This is a genomic window from Streptomyces sp. NPDC031445, assembly GCF_055581365.1.
This window is the reverse complement of sequence record NZ_JBVIJO010000024.1, coordinates 1-23,399: the sequence shown is the minus strand read 5'-3', so window position 1 is coordinate 23,399 and position 23,399 is coordinate 1. Positions and strand designations below refer to the sequence as shown.

Genomic DNA, 23,399 nt, shown 5'->3' with positions numbered 1-23,399 from the left:
GCGGCACGGTGACCTGACCCTGCCTACGGCGTGGCGGGCGCGTACTCGAACCAGTCGAAGGCCGCGCGGCCCTCGGTGACGTACATGCCGATGACCCGGCCGGTGAAACCGGCGGCCACCTCCGTGGACAGGTAGCGGCCGTCGAGTTCGGCGAGCCGGACGGTCGCCTCGCCGGTGCCGACGGAGAAGACGAGCGTGTCGGGGCCGTGCTGCGTCCCGGGGTCACGGGTGGCACGGATCTCGACGGCCAGCGTGACCCGCCCCTCCGGCACCGGGTGTTCGGCGACGCGCTGCCGCAGCGGGCCGATTCGCGCGATCACGGCCGCGACACCCCCGCTCACCTCCAGGTCGTAGTGGTGGGCCTCGTCCAGGCGCACCGACAGCCCCGCCCGCGCGGAGCCGGGTTCCAGCGAGGCCGCCGCCCGGCAGTCGTGGTGCTGCTGGCGGCGGCCGACGAAGGTGTGCCCGGGCCGGTCGAGGCTGTCACCGGTGGCGGTCAGGGTGAGCCGGCCCGGCCGCTCGGTCAGCGACCAGCAGCCCTCGGGGCGGCGCCGCGGGGATATCCAGTGCGGTGCGAGCGCCGGGCCCGCGAAGTCGTCCCGCGCCGGCGGCCGCTCCACGGGCGCCCAGGCGGCCGGCGCCGGGTGCCGCTCCAGGACCGGGCCCGTCCGCGGCCAGCCGTCGGCCCACTCCACCGGGACCAGGAACGTCTCCCGGCCGAGGACGTGGAACTCCGGGAACCAGCCCCGGGGCCGGGTGCCGAGCAGCACCATCCACCACGTGCCGTCGGCCGCCTGCACCAGGTCGCCGTGGCCGGTGCACTGGACGGGCAGGCCGGTGCCGCGGTGGGACACCAGCGGGTTGCCGGGAGCCGGTTCCCAGGGGCCGCGCGGCGAGCGGGCGCGCGCCACCGAGACACCGTGCCCCAGGGCGGTGCCGCCCTCGGCGAGCAGCAGGTACCACCAGTCGCCGATCCGGTACAGGTGCGGGGCCTCCGGGTCGCGCAGGCCGGTGCCGGACCACATCGGCAGCGGACCCTCCAGCACCCGTCCCGTGCGCGGGTCGATCCGGGCGACGCTGACCCCGGCCATCGCGACCCAGCAGGAACCGTCCTCGTCCCACGCCAGGTCGGGGTCGATGCCGGGCAGATCGATCCACACCGGGTCGGACCAGGGGCCCTCGGGGCGCTCCGCGGTGACGAAAAAGGTGCCGCCGGCGCCCGCGCTGGTGGTGATGACGTGGAAGAGTCCGTCGTGGTGCCGGATCGTCGGCGCGTAGATGCCGGCGGACGCCGGGACGTCGTCGGGCAGGTCCAACTGCCCCGGCCGGTCGAGCACGTTGCCGATCTGGCGCCAGTGCACCAGGTCCCGGCTGTGGAACAGCGGAACGCCGGGGAAGTACTCGAAGCTGGAGCACACCAGGTAGTAGTCGTCGCCGACCCGGCACACGCTGGGGTCGGGGTGGAAACCCGGGATGACGGGGTTGTCGTACGTTCGCATGCTCGCCTCCTGGAGGCGCTCGAAAGTTTCGTAGTGAGTGCCGAATGAGCGCCGCATCCTAATGCCGGCGAGGCGTTCGCGGGGTGCTTCCGCCGCCCGGCTGGTCGAATCACCGGGACGGGAGTGGGATGGAAGGAAGCGAGGACCTCGCAGCGGGCACGCCCGCGGGTGTCATGGCCGTCACCCCTTGAGGTGCCCGTCCGCAACGGTGGAGTCTGAGTCATGTCCGGTAACGACGCCTCGGCGGCCACGCGGGTGGTGGTCGGCGTGAGCGGCTCCCTCAACAGCGTCACGGCTCTGCGGCGGGCCGCCGTGCTGGCCCGCCGGCTGAGGGCCCAGCTCTGGCCCGTGCTGGCCTGGGAACCGCCGGGCGGTGACTCCGCCGCCCGGCGCTCCCCCGTCGGCGGACTGCTGGTGGAGGAGTGGCAGCGGCTCGCCAAGCAGCGGCTGGCCTCGGTGCTCGAGGAGATCTTCGACCCGGAGGGTCCCGGTGTGCCGATGCAGCCCGTCGTCGTGCGCGGTGCCCCCGGCCCGGCGCTGGTGGCGACCGCGAACCGGGAGGACGACGTCCTGGTCGTGGGCGCCGGGCGGCGCGGGCTGCAACGGGCCTTCTCCGGCCGGGTCTCCCGGCACTGCCTGGCCCACGCGGTCTGCCCGGTCCTGGCGGTGCCCCCGTCCCCGCTGGAATCGGAGCTGCTGTCCGTCCACCGCCGCAACACGTGGCACCTGCGCATCGACACCCGGGGGTTGTGAGGGGAGGACCGGTCACGCACCGGCGCGGGACGGGAGGCCAGGCCGGGCCCGCTGCCGTCCCGTCAAGAAGCGGCCCGCGGTCGTCAGAGCAACGTCAAGGGCAGGCCCGGACCGCCGGCCACGGACTACCGTTTCCCGCATGGAGCACGGCCACGACACCCGCCCCCAGCCGACCGGCGCCCGCCCGGCCGACGCCGGCACCGTGGTGCGCGACCGCGGCTGGACCGCGGACGCGCGCACGGCGGCCCGCTGTGCCGGCGCGCTGTTCGGCCTGCTGCTGTGCGTCGACTGGACGGCCGGCTCGCTGACCTGGTGGCGCGGTGCCCTGTGGCTCCTGCTGGCCCTGCTCCTGCTCCTCGTGCTGCTCCCGGTGCGCGTGTCCGCCGGCCCGGACTGGCTGGCCACCCGCCGCCTGTACCGCACCCGCCGCGTCCGGACCGATCTGCTGACCGCGGTGCGCCCGCTGGACGGCGTCACCCGGCGCCTGGTGCTGCGCGACGCCCTCGGCAACAGGGTCGAGATCGACCCGGAGGTCCTGATCCGCAACCCGGAGCTGTGGTACCGGCTGGACGAGGGTGCCCGCGCCGCGCAGGCCGCCGGCATTCTGCTGTGCGGCACGGCGGAGCTGCGCCACCTGGCCCGCCGCGTGGACCGCGAGACGGCCCTCGGTGTGTTCCGGGCGTCGGGTCTGGAGTGACGCTCGGTGGCCGCCGCCCCCTGACTCCCCCGTGCGCATCCGCTGCTCTCCCTCCAGCCCGAACCGGTCCCGGCCTCCCCTTCTCGGTGCGGCTCCGCCTCGCGCGGGCCATTCTTAACGCAAGCTTGACGCCGCCCGAGCCGTGATCCATAGGCCCAGGCGTCACTCTCTGCTTACGCTGGTGCCGCCGTCCGCGTGATGGCCGCAAAGAGCTGAGCCGCACACCAGGAGCACGCCGATGGTCACGACCGAGCGCCCTCCCAGTACCAGCCGCCTGCGCGCGTGGATGCTGGAGGGCCTGTCCGACATGGGCAAGAGCGGTGGCCACACCGGGCCCCACGCCGCACCGGAGCCCCCGCACCGGGGACAGCGCTGGTGGCGGGTGATGTGCCTGACCGGTGTCGACTACTTCTCCACCCTCGGCTACCAGCCCGGCATCGCGGCACTGGCCGCCGGTCTGCTCTCGCCGGTCGCGACCATCGTGCTCGTCATCGTGACACTGGCCGGCGCGCTGCCGGTCTACCGCCGGGTCGCCCAGGAGAGCCCGCACGGCGAGGGCTCCATCGCGATGCTGGAGCGGCTGCTGTCCTTCTGGCAGGGCAAGCTGTTCGTGCTGACGCTGCTGGGCTTCGCGGCGACGGACTTCCTCATCACCATCACGCTGTCCGCCGCGGACGCCTCCACCCACCTGGTGGAGAACCCCCATCTGACGCAGGCCCTCCAGGGCAGGCAGATGCTCATCACCCTCCTCCTGGTGGCCCTGCTCGGCGCGGTCTTCCTCAAGGGCTTCCTGGAGGCGATCGGGGTCGCGGTGGTCCTGGTGGGCGTGTACCTCGGGCTCAACCTCGTCGTCGTCATCACCGGCCTGTGGCACGTGGTGACCGCCGAACACGTGATCACGGACTGGAGCAGCGCGCTGACCGCGCAGCACGGGAACGTCTTCGTGATGATCGGCGTCGCGCTGATCGTCTTCCCCAAGCTCGCCCTGGGCCTGTCCGGCTTCGAGACCGGTGTCGCCGTCATGCCGCACGTGAAGGGCGACGCCGGCGACACCGAGGAGCGGCCCGCCGGCCGCATCCGGGACACCAGGAAGCTGCTGACCACCGCCGCGCTGATCATGAGCTGCTTCCTGATCGCCACCAGCTTCATCACCACGCTGCTGATCCCGGCGAGGGAGTTCAAGCCGGGCGGCCAGGCCAACGGCCGCGCGCTCGCCTACCTCGCGCACGAGTACCTCGGCAGCGCCTTCGGCACGGTCTACGACGTCTCGACGATCGCCATCCTGTGGTTCGCGGGCGCCTCCGCCATGGCGGGCCTGCTCAACCTGATGCCGCGTTACCTGCCCCGCTACGGCATGGCCCCGCACTGGGCGCGCGCGGTGCGGCCGATGGTCATCGTCTTCACCCTGATCGCCTTCCTGGTGACCTGGATCTTCGACGCCGACGTCGACAAGCAGGGCGGCGCCTACGCCACCGGGGTGCTGGTGCTGATCAGCTCCGCCGCGATCGCCGTGACCATCGCCGCGCGCAAGGCGGGACAGCGTGGCTGGACCCTCACCTTCGCGGTGATCGCGGTGGTGTTCCTCTACACGACCGTCGTGAACGTCATCGAGCGCCCGGACGGCGTGAAGATCGGAGCCTGCTTCATCGCGGGCATCGTGCTGGTCTCCCTGCTGTCCCGGCTGGCCCGTGCCTTCGAGCTGCGGGTGACCAGTGTGTCGCTCGACCCCCTGGCGGAACGGTTCATCCGGGACATGGCCAGCCGCAAGATGCGGTTCATCGCCAACGAGCCGGACCGCCGGGACAAGGCCGAGTACCGCGACAAGATCGAGCAGATCCGCACCGACAACGACATGCCCGAGCAGGAGGACTTCGTCTTCGTCGAGGTCACGGTCACCGATCCGTCCGAGTTCGAGGCCGGCCTCACCGTGCGCGGCGAGGTGCTGCACGGCCGCTACCGGGTGCTGACGCTGGAGTCGGCCTCGATCCCGAACGCCCTCGCCGCCCTGCTGCTGCACGTCCGTGACGTCACCGGCTGCACCCCGCACATCTACTTCGAGTGGACCGAGGGCGGTCCGTTCGCCAACTTCCTCCGCTTCTTCCTCTTCGGCCAGGGCGAGGTCGCCCCGGTCACCCGCGAGGTGCTGCGCGAGGCGGAACCGGACCGCGAACGCCGGCCGCGGGTGCACACCGGCTGAGCCGGGCGAGCGTGGCGGCAGGCCCGGGCCGCCTCGTCGCTCCGGTCGTCCGGCACCGCGACGGCGCGCGCCCGGCCCCGCACCCGCCGAACGCGTCCCCCGGCAACAGCTGCGTGGTCCGGCGGAACCTCGGTGCCTCCGACGGCCGACCCGCGTCCCTGGCTCCCGGGCGCGTGGCCCTATGGTGACCGGCATGCAGTCCTACACGATCGGTCAGGCCGCGCGGCTGCTCGGCGTCAGCCCGGACACCGCCCGCCGCTGGGCCGACGCCGGCCGGGTGGCCACGCACCGCGACGAGTCCGGGCGGCGGCTCATCGACGGCAGAGACCTCGCCGCCTTCTCGGTCGAACTGGCCAAGGCGGGCGCCGCCGAGGAGGACGCCTCGTACACCTCGGCCCGCAACGCCTTCCCCGGCATCGTCACCGCGATCAAGCTCGGCGATGTCGCCGCCCAGGTGGAGATCCAGGCCGGCCCGCACCGGCTCGTCTCGCTGCTGACCCGGGAGGCGGTGGAGGAACTGGGCCTGGAAGTCGGCATGGAGGCCACCGCACGCGTGAAGTCCACCAACGTCCACATCGACCGCGTCTGACCGGGCGCCCACCCTCCGGCCGACCAGCGCCGTACAAACGCACATGCGAGCCTGAAGCCAAGAGTCACCGGCTCATGCGATACAACAGCAGACTCCTTCCTGGCAGATGCGGCAGTATGATCGCCGCACGGCTCCGACCGAGCCGTGCCCGGGCGCGACAGTCGTTCGACAGAACCGAGGAGTAGATCCGTGATGACCCGTTCCGTGCGCCGGACCCGGCGGATACCGCGGCTGGCCGGCGTGGCAGCCGCCGCCATGCTGGCCCTCGGCGCCTGCTCCTCCTCGTCGGACTCCACCGACGCGTCCAAGTCCCCCGCCCCCTCCGGCACATCGGCGTCCCCGAAGCTCTCCGGCACGGTCACCGTGTTCGCGGCGGCCTCCCTGAAGGAGAGCTTCACGACCCTCGGCAAGGAGTTCGAGAAGGAGCACCAGGGCACGAAGGTCAGCTTCAACTTCGGCGGCAGCGACACCCTCGCCGCCAACATCACCAGCGGTGCCCCGGCGGACGTGTTCGCCGCGGCCAGCCCCAAGACCATGGCCGTCGTGACGGACGCGAAGGACACGGCCGGCACCCCGGTCACCTTCGTCCGCAACCAGCTGGAGATCGCCACCGTACCGGGCAACCCGCACAAGGTGGCCTCCCTGAAGGACCTGACCACGTCCGGTCTGAAGGTCGTCCTGTGCGACAGGACCGTCCCGTGCGGCGCCGCCGCCCAGAAGGCCCTCGACGCCGGCGGGCTCAAGCTCACGCCGGTCTCCTACGAGCAGGACGTCAAGGGCGCCCTGACCAAGGTGGAGCTGAAGGAGGCCGACGCGGCGGTGGTGTACCAGACCGATGTGCGGGCCGCGGGTGACAAGGTGGAGGGCGTGGAGTTCCCCGAGTCGGCCGGTGCCGTCAACGACTACCCGATCGCGCTGCTGAAGAACGCGCCGAACGCCGAGGCCGCCAAGGCGTTCATCGCCCTCGTACGCTCCGCGGAGGGCCAGAAGGTGCTGACCGAGGCCGGGTTCCTCAAGCCGTGACCTCGCTCGACGAGCCCGGTGCCGCGACCCGTGGCCGCACGGGCCGGCCACGGCGCCGCCGCGCCGGCACGGGAGGCCGGCGCGGGGCGCCGCTGCCGCTGCTGCTGCCGGGCGTGCTGGCCCTGGCGTTCCTGCTGCTGCCGCTGCTCGCCCTGCTCGTCCGCGCGCCGTGGCGCGGCCTGCCGGACCGGCTGACCAGCGCCGAGGTGTGGCAGGCGCTCCAGCTGTCCCTGGTCAGCGCCACCGCGGCGACCGCCGTCAGCCTCGTCCTCGGTGTGCCGCTGGCCTGGCTGCTGGCCCGCACGGAGTTCCCCGGCCGGGGCCTCGTACGCGCCCTGGTCACCCTCCCGCTGGTGCTGCCCCCGGTGGTCGGCGGTGTGGCCCTCCTGCTCGCCCTGGGCCGCAACGGCGTCATCGGCCGGTGGCTCGACACGTGGTTCGGCGTCACCCTCCCGTTCACCACCGCGGGGGTCGTGATCGCGGAGGCGTTCGTCGCGATGCCGTTCCTGGTGATCAGCGTGGAGGGCACGCTGCGCGCCGCCGACCCCCGCTACGAGGAGGCGGCCACCACGCTCGGCGCCTCCCGCTTCACCGCGTTCCGCCGGGTGACCCTGCCGCTGATCGCGCCGGGCATCGCGGCCGGCGCGGTGCTGGCCTGGGCCCGCGCGCTCGGCGAGTTCGGGGCGACGATCACGTTCGCGGGCAACTTCCCCGGCCGCACCCAGACCATGCCCCTCGCGGTCTACCTGGCCCTGCAGAGCGACCCCGAGACCGCCATCTCCCTCAGCCTGGTCCTCCTGACCGTGTCGATCGCGGTACTGGCCGGCCTCCGGGACCGCTGGATGACCACGTCATGACGACCCCCCACCCCAAGCCCACCGACGCCACCGGCCCGTCCCGGGCCGCCGCCGCAGCCACCGACGCCACGAACCCCGCACCGCCCCGCGCCGCAACCGACGGCGCCGACCCCGCCCCGCACCCCACCACAGACCCGCACCCGCCCTCCGGCCTGGACGCCCACCTCGTGGTCGACCGCGGCGGCTTCCGCCTGGACGTCACCCTGCGGGCCACCCCCGGTGAGGTCCTCGCCCTGCTGGGCCCGAACGGCGCCGGCAAGACCACCGCCCTGCGCACCCTCGCCGGCCTCACCCCCCTCACCGACGGTCACCTCCGCCTGGACGGCACCCCCCTGGCCCACACGCCCCCGGAGTCCCGCCCGATCGGCGTGGTCTTCCAGGACTACCTGCTCTTCCCCCACCTGTCCGCCCTGGACAACGTCGCCTTCGGCCCCCGCTGCCAGGGCGTGCGCAAGGCGGAGGCCCGCGCGCAGGCGGCGGCCTGGCTGGACCGGATGGGCCTGGCCGCCCACGCGGGCGCCAGGCCCCGGGACCTCTCCGGCGGCCAGGCCCAGCGCGTGGCCCTCGCCCGCGCCCTGGCCACCCGCCCCCGGCTGCTGCTCCTCGACGAGCCGCTGGCGGCCCTGGACGCCCGTACCCGCCTGGAGGTCCGCGCACAGCTGCGCCGCCATCTGGCCGAGTTCGAGGCGGTCTCGGTGCTGGTCACCCATGATCCGCTGGACGCCATGGTGCTCGCGGACCGGCTGGTGGTCGTGGAGCACGGCCGGGTCGTCCAGCAGGGCACCCCCGCCGACATCGCCCGCCGCCCCCGCACGGACTACATCGCCCGGCTCGTCGGCCTCAACCTCTACCGCGGACAGGCCGCGGGGCACACCGTACGGCTCGACGGCGGCCCCGCGATCACGACCACCGAGGAGCTGTCGGGCCCGGTCTTCGTGGCGTTCCCGCCGTCCGCCGTGACCCTGTTCCGGGACCGGCCCTCCGGCGCCAGCGCCCGCAACCTGTGGCGCTGCGAGGTCGCCGGCCTGGAGACGCACGGCGACCAGATCCGCGCCGACCTCACCGGCGAACTCCCGCTCGCGGCGGACCTGACGACGGTCGCCGCCGCCGAGCTGGACCTGCACCCGGGTGCACCGGTCTGGGCGACGGTCAAAGCGACGCAGACCCACGCATACCCGGCCTGAGCGCACCGGCGCTCTACGGTGGGTGCCCATGACCCTGAGCATCCGCAACCAGCTGCCCGGCACCGTCACCGAGGTGCGCGCGGGCGAAGTCATGGCGACCGTCAAAGTCCGGCTCTCCGGGGGCCAGGACCTCACCGCCGCCGTCACCCTGGAGGCCGTCGAACAGCTCGGCCTCGCCCCGGGCTCCCCGGTGACCGCCCTGGTGAAGGCGACGGAGGTCTCCCTCGCCGCCAACCGGGTCGAGGGCCTGTCGATCCGCAACCAGCTGCGCGGCACGGTCATCCGTCTCTCGCTGGGCGAGGCCATGGCCACCGTCCGGGTCGCCGTGGAGGGCGGCGAACTGACCGCCGCGATCACGAAGGACGCGGCCGGGGACCTCGGCCTGTTCGTGGGCTCCGACGTCGTCGCCCTGATCAAGGCGACCGAGGTCTCCCTGGCGACGGCGTAGGAAGCCCGAAGGCCCCGCCCGGAACCCGGGCGGGGCCTTCGTCAGCGGTTCGCTCAGTCCTCGTAGGCGTCCAGCGGCGGGCAGGAGCACACCAGGTTGCGGTCGCCGTAGGCCTGGTCGATGCGGCGCACCGGCGGCCAGTACTTGTCGGCGGCCGAGACGCCGGCCGGGAAGACGGCCTCCTCGCGGCTGTAGGCGTGCGTCCACTCACCGCCGAGCGCGGCGGCGGTGTGCGGGGCGTTGCGCAGCGGGTTGTCCTCGGCGGGCCACGCGCCCGAGCCGACCTTGTCGATCTCCGCGCGGATGGCGATCATCGCGTCGCAGAAACGGTCCAGCTCGGCGAGGTCCTCGGACTCGGTCGGCTCGATCATCAGCGTGCCGGCCACCGGGAAGGACATGGTCGGCGCGTGGAAGCCGTAGTCGATCAGGCGCTTGGCCACGTCGTCCACGCTCACGCCGGTCGCCTTGGTCAGCGGGCGCAGGTCGATGATGCACTCGTGCGCCACGAGGCCGCCGGGACCGGTGTAGAGCACCGGGTAGTGCGGCTCCAGGCGCTTGGCGACGTAGTTCGCGGAGAGCACCGCGACCTGCGTGGCGCGCTTGAGGCCCTCGCCGCCCATCAGGCGGACGTACGCCCACGAGATCGGCAGGATGCCCGCGCTGCCCCACGGCGCGGCCGAGATCGGGCCCACGCCCGTCTCGGGGCCGGCCTCCGGCTGGAGCGGGTGGTTCGGCAGGTACGGCGCCAGGTGCGAGCGCACCGCGACCGGGCCGACGCCCGGACCGCCGCCGCCGTGCGGGATGCAGAACGTCTTGTGCAGGTTCAGGTGGGAGACGTCACCGCCGAAGTGGCCGGGCTTGGCGAGGCCGACGAGGGCGTTGAGGTTGGCCCCGTCGACGTACACCTGGCCGCCCGCCTCGTGCACCTGGGCGCAGATGTCGGCGACGTGCTCCTCGAACACCCCGTGCGTGGACGGGTAGGTGATCATCAGCACCGCCAGCTCGTCGCGGTACTGCTCGATCTTGGCGCGCAGGTCCTCGACGTCGATCTCGCCGTCCTCGGCGGTCTTGACGACGACGACCTTCATGCCGGCCATCACGGCGCTGGCCGCGTTGGTGCCGTGCGCGGAGGACGGGATGAGGCACACGGTCCGCTGCTCGTCGCCGTTGGCGCGGTGGTAGCCGCGTACGGCGAGCAGACCGGCCAGTTCGCCCTGGGAACCGGCGTTCGGCTGGAGGGAGACCTTGTCGTAGCCGGTGACCTCGGCGAGGCGGTCCTCCAGCTCGTGGATGAGCGTGAGATAGCCCTGGGCCTGCTCGGCGGGCGCGAAGGGGTGCAGCTGCCCGAACTCGGGCCAGGTGACCGGCTCCATCTCGGTGGTCGCGTTGAGCTTCATGGTGCAGGAGCCCAGCGGGATCATGCCGCGGTCGAGCGCGTAGTCGCGGTCGGCCAGCTTGCGCAGGTAGCGCAGCATCGCGGTCTCGGAGCGGTGCTGGTGGAAGACCGGGTGGGTGAGGTAGGCGTCCGTGCGCAGCAGCGCCTCGGGCAGGGTGTCCTCGGCGCTCTCGTCCAGGGCCTCGATGTCGCCCTCCACGCCGAAGGCGGCGAAGACGGCGGCCAGCTGGGCCCGGTTGGTGGTCTCGTCACAGGCCGCCGAGACGTGGTCGGCGTCGACGAGCCGCAGGTTGACCCCGTTCTCCCGGGCGGCGGCGACGACCGCGGCGGCCTTGCCGGGCACGCGCGCGGTGATCGTGTCGAAGTACGCGCCGTGGACGATCTCCACGCCGCCGGCCTTCAGGCCCTCGGCGAGGATCGTGGCGTACCGGTGCGTGCGCCGGGCGATGGTCCGCAGGCCCTCCGGCCCGTGGTAGACGGCGTACATGCCGGCCATCACGGCGAGCAGCACCTGGGCCGTGCAGATGTTGCTGGTGGCCTTCTCGCGGCGGATGTGCTGCTCACGGGTCTGCAGCGCCAGGCGGTACGCCCTGTTGCCGTCGACGTCGACGGAGACGCCGACGAGCCGGCCGGGGAGGCTGCGGGCGAACTTCTCGTGCACGGCCATGTAGCCGGCGTGCGGGCCGCCGAAGCCCATCGGCACGCCGAAGCGCTGGGTCGTGCCGACGGCGATGTCCGCCCCGAGCTCGCCCGGCGAGGTCAGCAGGGTCAGCGCGAGCAGGTCGGCGGCGACCGTGACCAGGGCGCCCAGCTCGTGCGCCTGGTCGATGAGGGGCTTGATGTCCCGTACGGCACCCGAGGCGCCCGGGTACTGGATCAGCACGCCGTTGATCTCGCGCTCGGCGATGTCCGCCGGGATGCCGTCGCCGAGGTCGGCCACGACGACCTCGACGCCGGTCGGCTCGGCGCGGGTCTCGATCACCGCGATGGTCTGCGGCAGCGCGTCCGCGTCGACCAGGAACAGCCCCTTCTTGTTCTTGCCCATGCGCCTGGACAGCGCCATGGCCTCGGCGGCGGCGGTGCCCTCGTCCAGCAGGGAGGCGCCGGAGGTGGGCAGGCCCGTCAGATCGGCGACCATCGTCTGGAAGTTCAGCAGGGCCTCCAGGCGGCCCTGGGAGATCTCCGGCTGGTACGGCGTGTACGCCGTGTACCAGGCCGGGTTCTCCATGACGTTGCGCAGGACGACGGGCGGCGTGAACGTGCCGTAGTAGCCCAGGCCGATCATGGAGCCGAGGACCTGGTTGCGGTCGGCGAGCGAGCGCAGCTCGGCGAGCACCTCGGCCTCGGTACGCGCACCCGGCAGGTCCAGGGCATCGACGTTCTTGATCACATCCGGCACCGCCGCGGCGGTCAGCTCGTCGAGCGAGCCGTAGCCGGCCTGCGCGAGCATCTTGGCCCGCGCCTCCTGGTCGGGCCCGATGTGGCGCTGCTCGAACGGGGTGCCCGCTTCGAGTTCGGAGAGCGGAATGCGATGGGCGGTCATTGCGGAGGCCTCCTGGTCTGACGCGACCTGCGAGGGGCACCACGGCGCGGGCACCCCGACGGCCTCCCCCTCTGTCATCTCGACCTGAGAGCTTCACCGGACGCCCGCGGGCACCGGCTTTCCCCGTCGGTGAGGGCGGAAGCCGTCGACATCCGCCCTGCTTTCCAGAGTGACCTCGTCCGTGCGGTACGTGAGCCTGAGAGATTCCGGGGAGGATTTGCTCCTTCGGCGCCTCCGAGGTGGTCGGAGGACTCTCCCGCACGGGGTCAGCAGCCGCTGTCAGCCTACCAGCGAGGTCAACGCCGGGGTCTTCGAGTGGCCGCCTCCTTGAATGTGCTCTTTCGTAGTGCTTACGGATGAGGTGCGACCACGTGGAGGGAGAGGGACCGTGCAGACCGACATCGATCCACGCAACCTGATCGGCCGCAAGGCGTTCGACCGCAACGGCACCAAGATCGGCACCATCGACGAGGTGTACCTGGACGACGCGACCGGCGTGCCCGAGTGGGCCGCCATACGCACCGGCCTGTTCTCCCGCGACGCCTTCGTGCCCCTGGAACCCAGCGAACTGGTCGACGACACTCTGCACGTCCCCTTCGACCGCGCCCTGATCAAGGACGCCCCCGACTTCGGCGTGGGCCGCCACCTCTCCCCCGAACAGGAACTGCAGCTCTACCACCACTACGGCCTCGACGTGGCCCCGCCCCCCAAGGTCCCGGACCGCGACTTCGGCAAACTGGCGGGGTCGGAGGAGCCCTGACCCGCGGTTCCTTCCGGGGTCCGGGCCGGAGCCCCGCCGCGCGGGTCGCTGCTCGGCGGCCCCGGACGACCGGGCGGGCCGGGCTCCGTGACCAGTGGCAACGGTTCGGCGCCCGCCAGCGCGGGATCGCCGGCGAAGAACGTCCGCACCCGCCCCGGAGCGGACTGGGGCGTCTCGAACCGCACGGTCACCCGCCCCAGCCCGCTCCCCTGCACCCATCCGTGCCCGTACTCCGTATGGCGCACGTCCTGCCCGGCCCGCCACTCCCGCTCGACGGGCTCCGCCCGCTCCACGACGGCCTCCACCGCACCCTTCTCCGGCTCCTCCGCCACGGGCACCGGGCTCGCCTGCGCGAACAGGTCCTCCTGCGTGTAGTCGGCGAGCCCGGACACCCCCACCCCGAGCAGCCGCACCCCGCCCGTGGTGTCCACGGAGTCCAGCAGCCGCGCCGCCGCCTCGCGGATGACCACGGGGTCGTCGGTGGGCCCCCTCAGCGTCTCGGAGCGGGTCAGGGTGGAGAAGTCGTACCGCCGCACCTTCAGCACGATGGTCCGCCCCGACAGCCCGGCCTCGCGCAGCCGCCGCACACACCGGTCGGCCAGCCGCCGCACCTCCAGGCCGACCCGCAGCCGGTCGTGGATGTCCACGTCGTACGTGTCCTCCACGGACACCGACTTCGCCTCCCGCTCGGCCACCACGGGCCGCTCGTCCCGCGCCAGCGCCATGGCGTACAGCGCCTGACCGTGCGCCTTGCCGAGCAGCCGGACCAGCTCGTCCTCGCCGGCCTCCGCCAGTTCCTCCACCGTGGTGATCCCGGCCCGGCGCAGATGGTCCCCGGTCGCCGGTCCGACACCCGGCAGGGTGCGCACCGGCAACGGTGCCAGCAGCGCCCGCTCCGTGCCCGGCTCGATCAGCCGCAGGCCGTCCGGCTTCGCCTGCTCGGAGGCGATCTTCGCGAGCATCTTGGAGGCGGCGAGTCCCACCGACCCGGTGAGCCCGGTGACCGTCCGGATGTCCGCGCGCAGCTTCTCCCCCGCCCGTCGCGCCGACTCCCCGTCCCAGGCCGTTCCCCCGGCCTCCAGGTCCACGAACGCCTCGTCCAGGCTCAGCGGCTCGACCAGCGGTGACAGCTCCCGCAGCAGCGCCATCACCTGTTCGCTGATCGTCCGGTACAGGGTGAAGCGCGGCACCAGGTACGCCGCGTTGGGAGCCAGCCGGCGCGCCTGGGCCATGGGCATCGCCGAGTGGACCCCGAACGCCCGTGCCTCGTACGACGCGGTGGCCACCACCCCGCGCGGTCCGAGCCCGCCCACGACCACCGCTTTCCCGCGCAGGCTCGGCTTGGACGCCTGCTCCACCGAGGCGTAGAAGGCATCCATGTCGAGATGCAGGATCGTCGGCGCGTTTCTCACATCCCCGATGCTGCACCACGGCACTGACAATCCGGGGGGCCTGGGAACCCCGGGATTGCTCCGGCGGGCGGACTCGGCGTCAGACCGCCCGGTTGCGGCGCCGCGCCAGCTCGTCCGCCGGGTTGTGCCCGACCAGGGTCTCGCCCGTGTCGATGCGCTCGCCGTGCAGCTGGGAGAGGGCGCTTTCCACGTCCCGCCACACCACGCCGACAGCGATGCCGAAGATGCCCTGACCGCCCTGGAGCAGGGCGTGGACCTCGTCCGGCGAGGTGCACTCGTACACGGTGGCGCCGTCGCTCATCAGGGTCATCCGCTCCAGGTCTCGGAAACCGCGTTCCCTGAGATGCTGGACGGCCGTGCGGATGTTCTGCAAGGACACTCCGGTGTCCAGGAACCGCTTCACGATCTTCAGGACGACGACGTCCCGGAAGCTGTACAGACGCTGGGTGCCCGACCCGTAGGCGGGCCGGACGCTGGGCTCGACCAGACCGGTGCGCGCCCAGTAGTCGAGCTGCCGGTAGGTGATGCCGGCAGCCGCGCAGGCCGTGGGCCCGCGGTAGCCGATCTCCTCGGACGCCATGGACGCCACCCCTCCGCCGTTCGGCACCGCCGTCGGCAGCTGCGGAGCCTGCTCCACCGCGCTGCCGGGATGGGCATGACCCCCGCCGGATCGCGGCCGCGAGCTCGGGGGCGGGTACGGACCGCTCTCCCCGAAACCGCGTCCGGGGGCACCCCCAGCCGTACCGTCGCCGCTCGTTCTCACGCCGACCTCCGTCCTTGACCTGCCTTCTCGACGGTAGGCAGTCACCAGGGGTGCGTCAACGATCGCCACACTCGGCACGCCGAGTGATAATCACCCAAGGAGTGGTTTCCCGTGTCCCACCGCGGGGAAAGGCTAGCCGAATGCGCTGGCGGGGGGCCGTAGGACGCTCTCACCGGCCGGAGGCAATTGCCGGGGCGCGGACCGTGCCGGGCCGCCGTCCGCCCCGGCAGCACCGGGGCGGACGGGCGGGTCCCGGGACTCACTGACTGCTGGTGCCGAAGTCCTCGGGCGAGATCTGGTCGAGGAACTCGCGGAACTTCTCCACCTCGTCCTCCTGCTCGTCCGGAATGGCGATGCCGGCGTCGTCCAGCACCGTGTCACTGCCGTAGATCGGCGTTCCGGTGCGCAGGGCGAGCGCTATGGCATCGGAGGGGCGGGCGCTGACCTCGACCCCACTGGCGAACACCAGCTCCGCGTAGAAGACACCTTCCCGCAGATCGGTGATGCGCACTTCGGTCAGCTCCTGGCCGACGGCCTCCAGCACGTCCTTGAACAGGTCGTGGGTCAGCGGTCGCGCGGGGGCCATGCCCTGCTGGGCGAAGGCGATCGCCGTCGCCTCCCCCGGCCCGATCCAGATGGGGAGGTAACGATCGCCTCCCACTTCGCGCAGGAGCACGATCGGTTGGTTGGAGGGCATTTCGACCCGGACACCTACGACATCGAGCTCGTTCACACAGCAACCCTAGGCCGTGCCCGGGACGTTTGGGTAGTCGGGCCGGGAACAGGTGCCCGATCCGGCCGCTCCGCGGCCCGCCGTATCAGGGCAGCCGGACGCCGAGAGCGGTCTTCACCAGGGCCGCGTGCAGCCTCACCGTCAGGGCCGCCAGCTCCTTCGTACGGGCCTCGGCGTGTGCCCTGGTCTGCGGGTTGCGGTGGCGCTTGAGCGGGGCCACCACCTGGTCGACCAGGCCCGCCTCGCGGTCGGCGGCGGCCTTCATCACCCGAAGGTGGCGCGGCTCGATCCCGAACCGGCCCAGCTCGGTGATGAGCGAGGCCACGGTGACGGCCTCGGCGTCGTACGCCCCGTCCTCCAGCGGAGCGAGGAGCCCGTAGGACTCCCACTCCTTCAGGTCGCTCTCGTCGATGTCCGCGGCGGCCAGCAGCTCGGACCTGCCGATCCTGGCCACCGTCGGCCCTTCCGCGCGTGCGGGCGCTTCCTCCGCGGTGCGCTGGCGGCCCACCACGGGCAGCGGGACGGCCTCACCCCGCTCCATGGCGTCCAGGTGCTCACGGATCACCTTGAGCGGCAGGTAGTGGTCCCGCTGCATCCGCAGGACGTGACCGAGGCGCTCGACGTCCCCGGCGCTGAACTTGCGGTACCCCGACGGGGTCCGCTGCGGCTCGATGAGTCCCTCCGACTCCAGGAAGCGGATCTTGGAGATGGTGACTTCGGGGAACTCGTCGCGCAGCACGTTCAGCACCGTGCCGATGCTCATCAGCCCACTGTCCCTGGCGGCGGTACCGCTTCCGGCACCGCCGCTCGGTGTTTGAAGCATGGACCTTCCCTGGGGGTCCCCCCGGACGCCGGTCCGGGGGCGGGTCAGATGCCCTGCCGGCTCGCGTAGAACACCAGCCGGTACTTGCCGATCTGCACCTCGTCGCCGTTCGACAGGGCGACCTGGTCGATGCGCTCCCGGTTGACGTACGTGCCGTTCAGGCTGCCCACGTCGGCCACCGTGAAGGAGCCGTCCGGGGAGCGCCGGAACTCCACGTGGCGCCGGGAGACGGTCACGTCGTCCAGGAAGATGTCGCTCTGCGGGTGCCGGCCGGCCGTGGTCAGGTCGCTGTCCAGCAGGAAGCGGCTGCCCGAGTTCGGCCCCCGGCGCACCACCAGCAGCGCCGAGCCCAACGGCAGCGCGTCCACCGCGGCCTGCGCCTCCGGGGAGAGCATCGGCAGCGGCGTCTGGCCGGTCGCCTCGGAGTCGTAGGCCTCCAGGCCCGAGATCGAGATCGTGGACGTCGTCTCGGAGGCCCGCTCGGGCGTCAGCCCGGGACGCAGCGGCGCCCCGCAGTTGGAGCAGAACCGGGCGTTCTGCGCGTTCCGGTTACCGCACCTCGTACATACCAGGACCGACATAGACGGATCCTCCTGCCGCGGCTGCCCCGCCGGGGCGTTGGACGCGTACGGGCCGGGGGCGAACCCTCCACCCGTACCTGAGGTTGACGGTTGCCCGAAACCTATGCCGCCGGACTGGGCAGGGTCAACAGACGCCGCGCCCTGACCTCCCGAAATGTCACCGCCCGGACCAGCGACCTGGTCCCGGAACAGCGGGCGCTGGCCCTCCGCGTCAGGCTGTGCGCGATGACGAGCGGTCGCGTTGTCGCTGCCCTCTCGCGCGCTCTTGCCGAACAACTTCGCAAACAACTTCACGGGCGATTCCCCTTGACCGAAACAGACCCGCCCGTGGGGCAGGACGAACCCTGATTGCCTACACCGGCCGAGCCGGACATTCTCACAACGTCCGTATCCACCAGACAGTTTCCACCACGCACCACCCCTTCGGTGCGCCGACCCCCCGCAACCTCATGCCCCTGCCGGACGGCCACCATGCACCGCCGGTTCACTGGGAGGACGACCGAGCGTAGTCAGGCCGCTTCGCCTGTCGCAAGGCATCCACGACGATCTTGTCCGACCGCTCGACGGTCACCGTGGCCTGCTCCTTCTCCAGAGTCTGCACCACGCCTCCCGGGATGTTCAGCGCGGGCTCGAGGTCCTGCGGCTTGCCGATGACCTTGAAACGATAGGGGGCGTTGATCTTGTTCCCGTCGACGCTCACGCTCTTGCCGGAGTCGGTGAAGTAGGTGCCGGCCACCACGCGCACCCCGTTGACCTCGATCGCCTCCGCACCGGCCGCGCGCAGCTCCTGGATCGCGTCGAGCAGCATGTCCGCCTCGACCGTCCCCTTCGTGTCCTCGATCGTCATGGTGATGCCGGGACCCTGCGCCGCCACGGTGCCCGCCAGGATGCCGAGTTGCCTCTCCTTCTCGGCGGTCTGCCGGCGCGCCTCGGCGGCCTGGTCGGAGCTGCTCTGCAACTCCTGACGCTGCTTGTCGAGTCCCTGCTTCTCGTCCTGAAGACGCTGAGTACGCGAATCCAGTTCATCGAGGATGCGCACAAGATCTTCTTGGCGGGCCCCGCGCAGTGCGCCGTCGCTGTCGCTGTTGGACGCCACCTGTACGGCCAGGCCGAAACCCAGCCCGAACAGCAGCACCGCCACGATGAGTTGGGCACGCGTGAAGCGCGGCGGCCACAGCCCCTTGACGAGCCGCTGCCGGCCCGTCAGCGGTTGCTGGGGCTCCCCTGCGGACGGCTGCCCGGCCTCGGGCGCGGGTGCGGGCACTTCCGCCGGCAGTTCCCTGCGCAACCGGTTCTCCGGCTGGTCGTCGCGGCCGTTGCCGCCGTTGCTGTCGTTCTGCTCGCTCATCGGTGTCACGCCCGGAACACGTGCCGCCGGATCGCCGCGGCGTTGGAGAAGATGCGGATGCCCAGCACCACGACGACACCCGTGGACAGCTGCGCGCCCACGCCCAACTTGTCGCCGAGGAACACGATGAGGGCGGCGACGACCACGTTCGACAGGAACGACACCACGAACACCTTGTCGTCGAAGATGCCGTCGAGCATGGCCCGCAGACCACCGAAGACGGCGTCCAGCGCCGCCACGACGGCGATCGGCAGATACGGCTCGACGACCGCCGGAACCTCGGGCCGGACCAACAGGCCGGCCACGACTCCCACGACGAGGCCCAGTACGGCGATCACGATGTGCCCTTCTCGGTTTTCTCGGACTTCGGCTGTGCTGTGCGTACGATCACACTGGGTGCGGCGGGCAACCGGACGTCGCCCTCCGCGGAGATGGTGGCGCGGATGCCGTAGTTCTCCTCCAGGGCGTGCAGGTACAGGCCGTCGGCGCCGTTCTGGAACCTGGTGCTCAGCCTCTCCCCGTCCCCCACCGCCAGCACCGTGTACGGCGGCACCAGCGGCCTGTTGTCGACCAGTATCGCGTCACCCGCCGCCCTGATCGCGGACAGGGCGGTCAGCCGCTGCCCGTTGACGGAGATCGCCTCGGCCCCGGAGGCCCACAGCCCGTTGACCACGCGCTGCATGTCACGGTCCCGCACCCGGCCGGTGTCGGAGAAGCCCGACGTCTCCCGGGGGTTGGCCCCGCCCCCGCCGCCGCTCGCCTCCTTGGCGTCGTTCACGACGAGCTTGACACCGGGACCGTGCACCGCGGTGGCACCCGACAACAGACCCACCAGGTCCGCCTCGGCGCTGCCCCCGCTCGACTTCAGGGCCGCCCGCTGCCGCGCACTCACGTCGTCACGCAGGGTGTCGACGGTGCTTTCGAGCTTGTCCGCGGCCGCTGTCTCGCTGTCGATGCGGTCGATCAGTTCCTGGCGCTCCTTGGCCACCACGGGCGCCGCCACGCGCGCCTGGGCCGCGCCCACGGTCACGACGAGCGCCGCGAGGACGAGGCCGGCGGCCAGGCCCAGCTTGGCCCGGAGCGTCTTCGGCAGGCCGCCCTCGCCCTCGGACTTCCTGCGGGCGGCGGCCTCGGCGTACCCGTCGTCGAGGCTGTGGTCCATGACGTTGGTGATCAACGACATGGAGGCGTCCGGGCGCTGCGGCCGCGTCGGGCTGCTCCGAACGGGGGGTTGCTGCGGCATGCCGCACATCGTCGCATGTCGCGAGCAGTACCTCCGAACGGCCCCACCGGCGTGCCGGACAGGCCCCCTTGGGGACACTTGTCCGGCACGCACGCGTGCAGCGGGTTTTGCCGTTCTCAGCCGCCCACGCTCACCGGCCGGCGCTGTCCACGACTGCCGACCACTCGTCCAGCAGGGCCTGCGCTGAGGCGTCGTCCGGCCCCTCCGCCCACAGGTGGGTGACCGCCTCGGCCGGGTCCGGGAGCACCATCACCCAGCGCCCGTCGGTCTCCACGACCCGCACACCGTCGGTCGTGTCGACGGAGCGGTCCCCCGCCGCCTCGACGACCCGGCGCATCACCAGGCCCTTGACGGCCCACGGCGTCGCCAGGTCCCGCTTGAGGACGTGCGCCCGCGGGATCCGGGCGTCGATCTGGCTCAGCGTGAGCTGGGTCCGCGCCACGAGCCCGATCAGGCGTACGAAGGCGGCCGTGCCGTCGTACACACCGCTGAACTCGGGGACGATGAACCCGCCCTTGCCGTCGCCGCCGAAGATGGTGCCCTCCTCACGCCCCACGCGCGTGAGGTCGTCGGGCGAGGTCGTCGTCCACTCGACCTGGGTGCCGTGGTACGCGGCCACCTGCTCGGCGATCCGGGTCGTGGTGACCGGCAGCGCCACCCGACCGCTGCGCCGCTCGGCGGCCACCAGGTCCAGCATCACCAGCAGCGCCCGGTCGTCCTCGATGATCCGGCCCTTCTCGTCCACGAGCGACAGCCGCTCGCCGACGGGGTCGAACCGGACGCCGAACGCGGCACCCGACGAGGCCACGATCTCACCGAGCCGCACCAGCCCCTTGCGCCGCATCTCGGCCGTCTCGGTGGGCCGGGACTCGTCCAGGCCCGGGTTGATGGTCAGCGAGTCCACACCGAGCTTGCCGAGCAGGCTGGGCAGCACGAGCCCGGCACTGCCGTTCGAGGCGTCCACGACCACCTTGAGGCCCGACTCGGCTATGCCGGTCGTGTCGACGTTCCGCAGCAGCGATCCGGTGTACGAGTCGAAGACGCTGGCCGGGAAGTGCAGGTCACCGATCTCACCGGGGAACGCCCGCCGGTACTCCTGGCGCGCGAACACCCGGTCGAGCTTGCGCTGGCTGCCCTGGGACAGGTCCGCGCCCTGTCCGTCGAAGAACATGATGTCGACCGAGTCCGGGACGCCCGGCGAGGTCCGGATCATGATGCCGCCGGAACTGCCGCGCGCGGTCTGCTGCCGGGCCACGGGCAGCGGTACGTTCTCCAGGTCGCGTACGTCGATGGCGCTGGCCTGGAGCGCGGAGATCACCGCCCGCTTGAGCGCCCGGGCACCCCGGGAGTGGTCGCGGGCCGTGGTGACGGTGGAGCCCTTCTTCAGGGTCGTCGCGTAGGCACCGGCGAGCCGCACCGCCAGTTCCGGCGTGATCTCCACGTTCAGGATGCCGGAGACGCCCCGGGCGCCGAACAGGTGGGCCTGCCCCCGGGACTCCCAGATCACCGAGGTGTTGACGAAGGCGCCGGCCTCGATGGTCTTGAACGGGTAGACACGGACATTGCCCTGGACGATCGATTCCTCACCGATCAGGCACTCGTCGCCGATGACCGCGCCGTCCTCGATCCGGGCCGCACGCATGATGTCGGTGTTCTTGCCGACGACACAGCCGCGCAGATTGCTGTGCTGCCCGATGTACACGTTGTCGTGCACGACGGCCTTGTGCAGGAAGGCACCGCTCTTGACGACGACGTTGGAGCCGACGACGGTGTGCTCCCGGATCTCCGCGCCGGCCTCGACCTTCGCGTAGTCGCCGATGTACAGCGGTCCCCGCAGCATGGCGTCGGGATGCACCTCGGCGCCTTCGGCCACCCAGACGCCCGGGGAGATCTCGAAGCCGTCGATGTCGACGTTGACCTTGCCCTCGAGGACGTCCGCCTGGGCCTTCACATAGCTCTCGTGCGTGCCGACGTCCTCCCAGTAGCCCTCGGCGACATAGCCGTAGATCGGCTTGCCTTCCTTCATCAGCTGCGGGAAGACATCGCCGGACCAGTCGACGGGGACATCGGCCTCGACGTAGTCGAAGACCTCCGGCTCCATGACGTAGATGCCGGTGTTCACCGTGTCCGAGAAGACCTGCCCCCAGGTCGGCTTCTCCAGGAAGCGTTCGACCTTGCCTTCCTCGTCGACGATGGTGATGCCGAACTCCAGCGGATTGGGCACACGGGTCAGGCAGACCGTGACCAGAGCACCCTTCTCCTTGTGGAAATTGATCAGATCGGTGAGGTCGAAGTCCGTCAGCGCATCGCCGGAGATGACGAGGAAGGCGTCGTCCTTCAGCGCCTCCTCGGCGTTCTTGACGCTTCCGGCGGTACCGAGTGGCTTCTCCTCGTTGGCGTACGTGAGCTCCATGCCGAGCTCTTCGCCGTCACCGAAGTAGTTCTTTACGAGGGACGCCAGGAACTGCACCGTGACCACGGTCTCGTTGAGCCCGTGCTTTTTGAGCAGTCGCAGCACGTGCTCCATGATCGGGCGATTCGCCACGGGCAGGAGCGGCTTGGGCATGCTGGAGGTCATTGGGCGAAGGCGTGTGCCCTCGCCGCCGGCCATCACGACGGCCTTCATGTCGGAAGCGTCCTCCTAAAGAGATGACTGTCTAGCCGACTTCACCCGTCCAAAGTGTCCCGCATTTCAGGGCGGGCGGCCATCGGACGACTTTGTCCAGACAAGGAGCGGGCTCAATCGGCCACGGCGTCCGCGCGCACCAGACGGCGGACTTGTACTACGTACAGCACTCCTGCCCACCAATAGAGGGTTGTACCCCATCCGGCGAAAGCCCACCCGAAAACTGCAGCGAGTGACGCGATCCATCCGTTTCCGTCGCTGAGGAGCAGGAGCGGGAAGGCGTACATGAGGTTGAACGTGGCGGCCTTGCCGAGGAAGTTCACCTGCGGCGGCGGATAGCCGTGCCGGCGGAGGATGCCCACCATGACCAGGAGGACCAGCTCCCGGGCCAGCAGGAGGGCGGTGAGCCAGAGCGGGAGGATCTCCCGCCAGGTCAGCCCGAGCAGGGTGGACAGGACGTAGAGCCGGTCGGCCGCGGGGTCGAGCAGCCGGCCGAGGCTGCTGATCTGGTTCCAGCGCCGGGCGAGCTTGCCGTCCAGGTAGTCGCTGATCCCGCTGAGAGCCAGCACGAGGAGGGCCCAGCCATCGCTCTTGGGGCCGCCGAACTCCGGCCTGAGGATCAACCACAGGAAGAGGGGTACGCCGACGAGCCGCGCCATGCTGAGGATGTTGGGGATGGTGAGGACCCGGTCTGTCTGGACGCGGGTCTCCTGGACCTCCACCCGGGGGCCTCCTGTGCGAAATGAACCGACGATGCCTCCTGACCTTACCTCAACGCAAAAAAGCTCCGGCCCCTGGGCAGTGCCCAAGAGCCGGAGCTTCAAAAGGAGTTCGGCGGCGTCCTACTCTCCCACAGGGTCCCCCCTGCAGTACCATCGGCGCTGTGAGGCTTAGCTTCCGGGTTCGGAATGTAACCGGGCGTTT

The 23,399-nt window shown here is 71.5% G+C and carries 21 protein-coding genes, 1 rRNA gene and 1 riboswitch; of the genes, 9 read left to right on the top strand and 13 right to left on the bottom strand.

Features of this window, described 5'->3' with window-relative positions; genetic code table 11:
* Positions 1-23: 23 nt before the first annotated feature.
* Complete coding sequence (locus tag ACZ5DC_RS38375; RefSeq protein ID WP_468660753.1) at positions 24-1,499, bottom strand: glycoside hydrolase family 43 protein; 1,476 nt, start codon at positions 1,497-1,499, stop codon at positions 24-26.
* Positions 1,500-1,721: 222 nt separating this feature from the next.
* On the opposite strand from ACZ5DC_RS38375, the gene ACZ5DC_RS38370 reads away from it, so the two are divergent.
* From ACZ5DC_RS38370 to ACZ5DC_RS38335, 8 genes are all read left to right on the top strand, one after another.
* Positions 1,722-2,252 carry a universal stress protein gene (locus ACZ5DC_RS38370; RefSeq protein WP_468660751.1) on the top strand — a complete coding sequence of 177 codons (531 nt, stop codon included), beginning with the start codon at positions 1,722-1,724 and terminating at the stop codon, positions 2,250-2,252.
* A 139-nt stretch (positions 2,253-2,391) separates the two neighbouring features.
* Positions 2,392-2,949, top strand: a complete 558-nt coding sequence (locus ACZ5DC_RS38365) for a hypothetical protein (RefSeq protein WP_468660749.1) — start codon at positions 2,392-2,394, stop codon at positions 2,947-2,949.
* A gap of 238 nt (positions 2,950-3,187) precedes the next feature.
* Positions 3,188-5,146 (top strand): APC family permease, encoded by a 1,959-nt coding sequence (locus ACZ5DC_RS38360; protein ID WP_468660747.1) that lies wholly within the window; start codon positions 3,188-3,190, stop codon positions 5,144-5,146.
* Between the two features lie 193 nt (positions 5,147-5,339).
* On the top strand, positions 5,340-5,735 hold the full coding sequence (locus ACZ5DC_RS38355; RefSeq protein WP_171158339.1) for a TOBE domain-containing protein: 396 nt from the start codon (positions 5,340-5,342) through the stop codon (positions 5,733-5,735).
* A 192-nt stretch (positions 5,736-5,927) separates the two neighbouring features.
* A complete protein-coding gene (gene modA, locus ACZ5DC_RS38350; protein WP_468660745.1) occupies positions 5,928-6,758 on the top strand; it encodes a molybdate ABC transporter substrate-binding protein in 831 nt (276 codons plus the stop codon).
* Positions 6,755-7,615, top strand: a complete 861-nt coding sequence (modB, locus tag ACZ5DC_RS38345) for a molybdate ABC transporter permease subunit (RefSeq protein WP_468660743.1) — start codon at positions 6,755-6,757, stop codon at positions 7,613-7,615. The genes modA and modB overlap by 4 nt, the downstream gene beginning before the upstream one ends.
* Complete coding sequence (locus tag ACZ5DC_RS38340; RefSeq protein WP_468660741.1) at positions 7,612-8,799, top strand: ABC transporter ATP-binding protein; 1,188 nt, start codon at positions 7,612-7,614, stop codon at positions 8,797-8,799. Before modB ends, ACZ5DC_RS38340 begins: the two co-directional genes overlap by 4 nt.
* A gap of 28 nt (positions 8,800-8,827) precedes the next feature.
* The gene (locus ACZ5DC_RS38335) at positions 8,828-9,247 is read left to right on the top strand and encodes a TOBE domain-containing protein (protein ID WP_366761769.1); all 420 of its coding nucleotides are present in this window, start codon (positions 8,828-8,830) and stop codon (positions 9,245-9,247) included.
* A gap of 53 nt (positions 9,248-9,300) precedes the next feature.
* Here ACZ5DC_RS38335 and gcvP read toward each other — a convergent pair whose 3' ends face one another.
* Positions 9,301-12,186, bottom strand: coding sequence for an aminomethyl-transferring glycine dehydrogenase (gcvP, locus tag ACZ5DC_RS38330; protein WP_468660739.1), 2,886 nt, complete (start codon positions 12,184-12,186; stop codon positions 9,301-9,303).
* Between the two features lie 174 nt (positions 12,187-12,360).
* Positions 12,361-12,455: riboswitch (glycine riboswitch) on the bottom strand.
* Positions 12,456-12,574: 119 nt separating this feature from the next.
* Between gcvP and ACZ5DC_RS38325 the strand changes: the two genes are divergently transcribed.
* Positions 12,575-12,946 carry a PRC-barrel domain-containing protein gene (locus tag ACZ5DC_RS38325; protein ID WP_171158330.1) on the top strand — a complete coding sequence of 124 codons (372 nt, stop codon included), beginning with the start codon at positions 12,575-12,577 and terminating at the stop codon, positions 12,944-12,946.
* Here the strand turns inward: ACZ5DC_RS38325 and ACZ5DC_RS38320 are convergent.
* From ACZ5DC_RS38320 to rrf, 11 genes are all read right to left on the bottom strand, one after another.
* Positions 12,868-14,358 carry a DNA polymerase IV gene (locus tag ACZ5DC_RS38320; RefSeq protein ID WP_468660736.1) on the bottom strand — a complete coding sequence of 497 codons (1,491 nt, stop codon included), beginning with the start codon at positions 14,356-14,358 and terminating at the stop codon, positions 12,868-12,870. The two genes, ACZ5DC_RS38325 and ACZ5DC_RS38320, sit on opposite strands and share 79 nt — an antisense overlap.
* 79 nt (positions 14,359-14,437) lie before the next feature.
* A complete protein-coding gene (locus ACZ5DC_RS38315) occupies positions 14,438-15,121 on the bottom strand; it encodes a MerR family transcriptional regulator (protein WP_366755609.1) in 684 nt (227 codons plus the stop codon).
* A 259-nt stretch (positions 15,122-15,380) separates the two neighbouring features.
* Positions 15,381-15,854: a bifunctional nuclease family protein gene (locus ACZ5DC_RS38310; protein WP_026253112.1), complete on the bottom strand. Its 474-nt coding sequence runs from the start codon at positions 15,852-15,854 to the stop codon at positions 15,381-15,383.
* An 85-nt stretch (positions 15,855-15,939) separates the two neighbouring features.
* Positions 15,940-16,677 carry a transcriptional regulator FtsR gene (ftsR, locus tag ACZ5DC_RS38305; RefSeq protein WP_468660734.1) on the bottom strand — a complete coding sequence of 246 codons (738 nt, stop codon included), beginning with the start codon at positions 16,675-16,677 and terminating at the stop codon, positions 15,940-15,942.
* A 44-nt stretch (positions 16,678-16,721) separates the two neighbouring features.
* A complete protein-coding gene (locus ACZ5DC_RS38300; protein WP_366755611.1) occupies positions 16,722-17,552 on the bottom strand; it encodes an FHA domain-containing protein in 831 nt (276 codons plus the stop codon).
* A gap of 190 nt (positions 17,553-17,742) precedes the next feature.
* On the bottom strand, positions 17,743-18,606 hold the full coding sequence (locus ACZ5DC_RS38295; RefSeq protein WP_468660731.1) for a DUF881 domain-containing protein: 864 nt from the start codon (positions 18,604-18,606) through the stop codon (positions 17,743-17,745).
* Positions 18,607-18,611: 5 nt separating this feature from the next.
* Positions 18,612-18,944 (bottom strand): small basic family protein, encoded by a 333-nt coding sequence (locus ACZ5DC_RS38290; RefSeq protein WP_003988855.1) that lies wholly within the window; start codon positions 18,942-18,944, stop codon positions 18,612-18,614.
* On the bottom strand, positions 18,941-19,849 hold the full coding sequence (locus tag ACZ5DC_RS38285; RefSeq protein WP_468660729.1) for a DUF881 domain-containing protein: 909 nt from the start codon (positions 19,847-19,849) through the stop codon (positions 18,941-18,943). The genes ACZ5DC_RS38290 and ACZ5DC_RS38285 overlap by 4 nt, the downstream gene beginning before the upstream one ends.
* Before the next feature lie 130 nt (positions 19,850-19,979).
* Positions 19,980-22,475 carry a sugar phosphate nucleotidyltransferase gene (locus ACZ5DC_RS38280; RefSeq protein ID WP_468660727.1) on the bottom strand — a complete coding sequence of 832 codons (2,496 nt, stop codon included), beginning with the start codon at positions 22,473-22,475 and terminating at the stop codon, positions 19,980-19,982.
* Between the two features lie 113 nt (positions 22,476-22,588).
* A complete protein-coding gene (locus tag ACZ5DC_RS38275) occupies positions 22,589-23,197 on the bottom strand; it encodes a CDP-alcohol phosphatidyltransferase family protein (RefSeq protein WP_171158316.1) in 609 nt (202 codons plus the stop codon).
* A gap of 107 nt (positions 23,198-23,304) precedes the next feature.
* Positions 23,305-23,399, bottom strand: a 5S ribosomal RNA gene (rrf, locus tag ACZ5DC_RS38270); the annotation flags it as partial.

Excerpts from the sequence above, each read along its gene's own strand:
- ACZ5DC_RS38375 (WP_468660753.1), bottom strand. The coding sequence starts at position 1,499 with ATGCGAACGTACGACAACCCCGTCATCCCGGGTTTCCACCCCGACCCC.
- ACZ5DC_RS38370 (WP_468660751.1), top strand. The coding sequence starts at position 1,722 with ATGTCCGGTAACGACGCCTCGGCGGCCACGCGGGTGGTGGTCGGCGTG.
- ACZ5DC_RS38365 (WP_468660749.1), top strand. The coding sequence starts at position 2,392 with ATGGAGCACGGCCACGACACCCGCCCCCAGCCGACCGGCGCCCGCCCG.
- ACZ5DC_RS38360 (WP_468660747.1), top strand. The coding sequence starts at position 3,188 with ATGGTCACGACCGAGCGCCCTCCCAGTACCAGCCGCCTGCGCGCGTGG.
- ACZ5DC_RS38355 (WP_171158339.1), top strand. The coding sequence starts at position 5,340 with ATGCAGTCCTACACGATCGGTCAGGCCGCGCGGCTGCTCGGCGTCAGC.
- modA (WP_468660745.1), top strand. The coding sequence starts at position 5,928 with ATGACCCGTTCCGTGCGCCGGACCCGGCGGATACCGCGGCTGGCCGGC.
- ACZ5DC_RS38340 (WP_468660741.1), top strand. The coding sequence starts at position 7,612 with ATGACGACCCCCCACCCCAAGCCCACCGACGCCACCGGCCCGTCCCGG.
- ACZ5DC_RS38335 (WP_366761769.1), top strand. The coding sequence starts at position 8,828 with ATGACCCTGAGCATCCGCAACCAGCTGCCCGGCACCGTCACCGAGGTG.
- gcvP (WP_468660739.1), bottom strand. The coding sequence starts at position 12,186 with ATGACCGCCCATCGCATTCCGCTCTCCGAACTCGAAGCGGGCACCCCG.
- ftsR (WP_468660734.1), bottom strand. The coding sequence starts at position 16,677 with ATGCTTCAAACACCGAGCGGCGGTGCCGGAAGCGGTACCGCCGCCAGG.
- ACZ5DC_RS38295 (WP_468660731.1), bottom strand. The coding sequence starts at position 18,606 with ATGAGCGAGCAGAACGACAGCAACGGCGGCAACGGCCGCGACGACCAG.
- ACZ5DC_RS38285 (WP_468660729.1), bottom strand. The coding sequence starts at position 19,849 with ATGCCGCAGCAACCCCCCGTTCGGAGCAGCCCGACGCGGCCGCAGCGC.
- ACZ5DC_RS38280 (WP_468660727.1), bottom strand. The coding sequence starts at position 22,475 with ATGAAGGCCGTCGTGATGGCCGGCGGCGAGGGCACACGCCTTCGCCCA.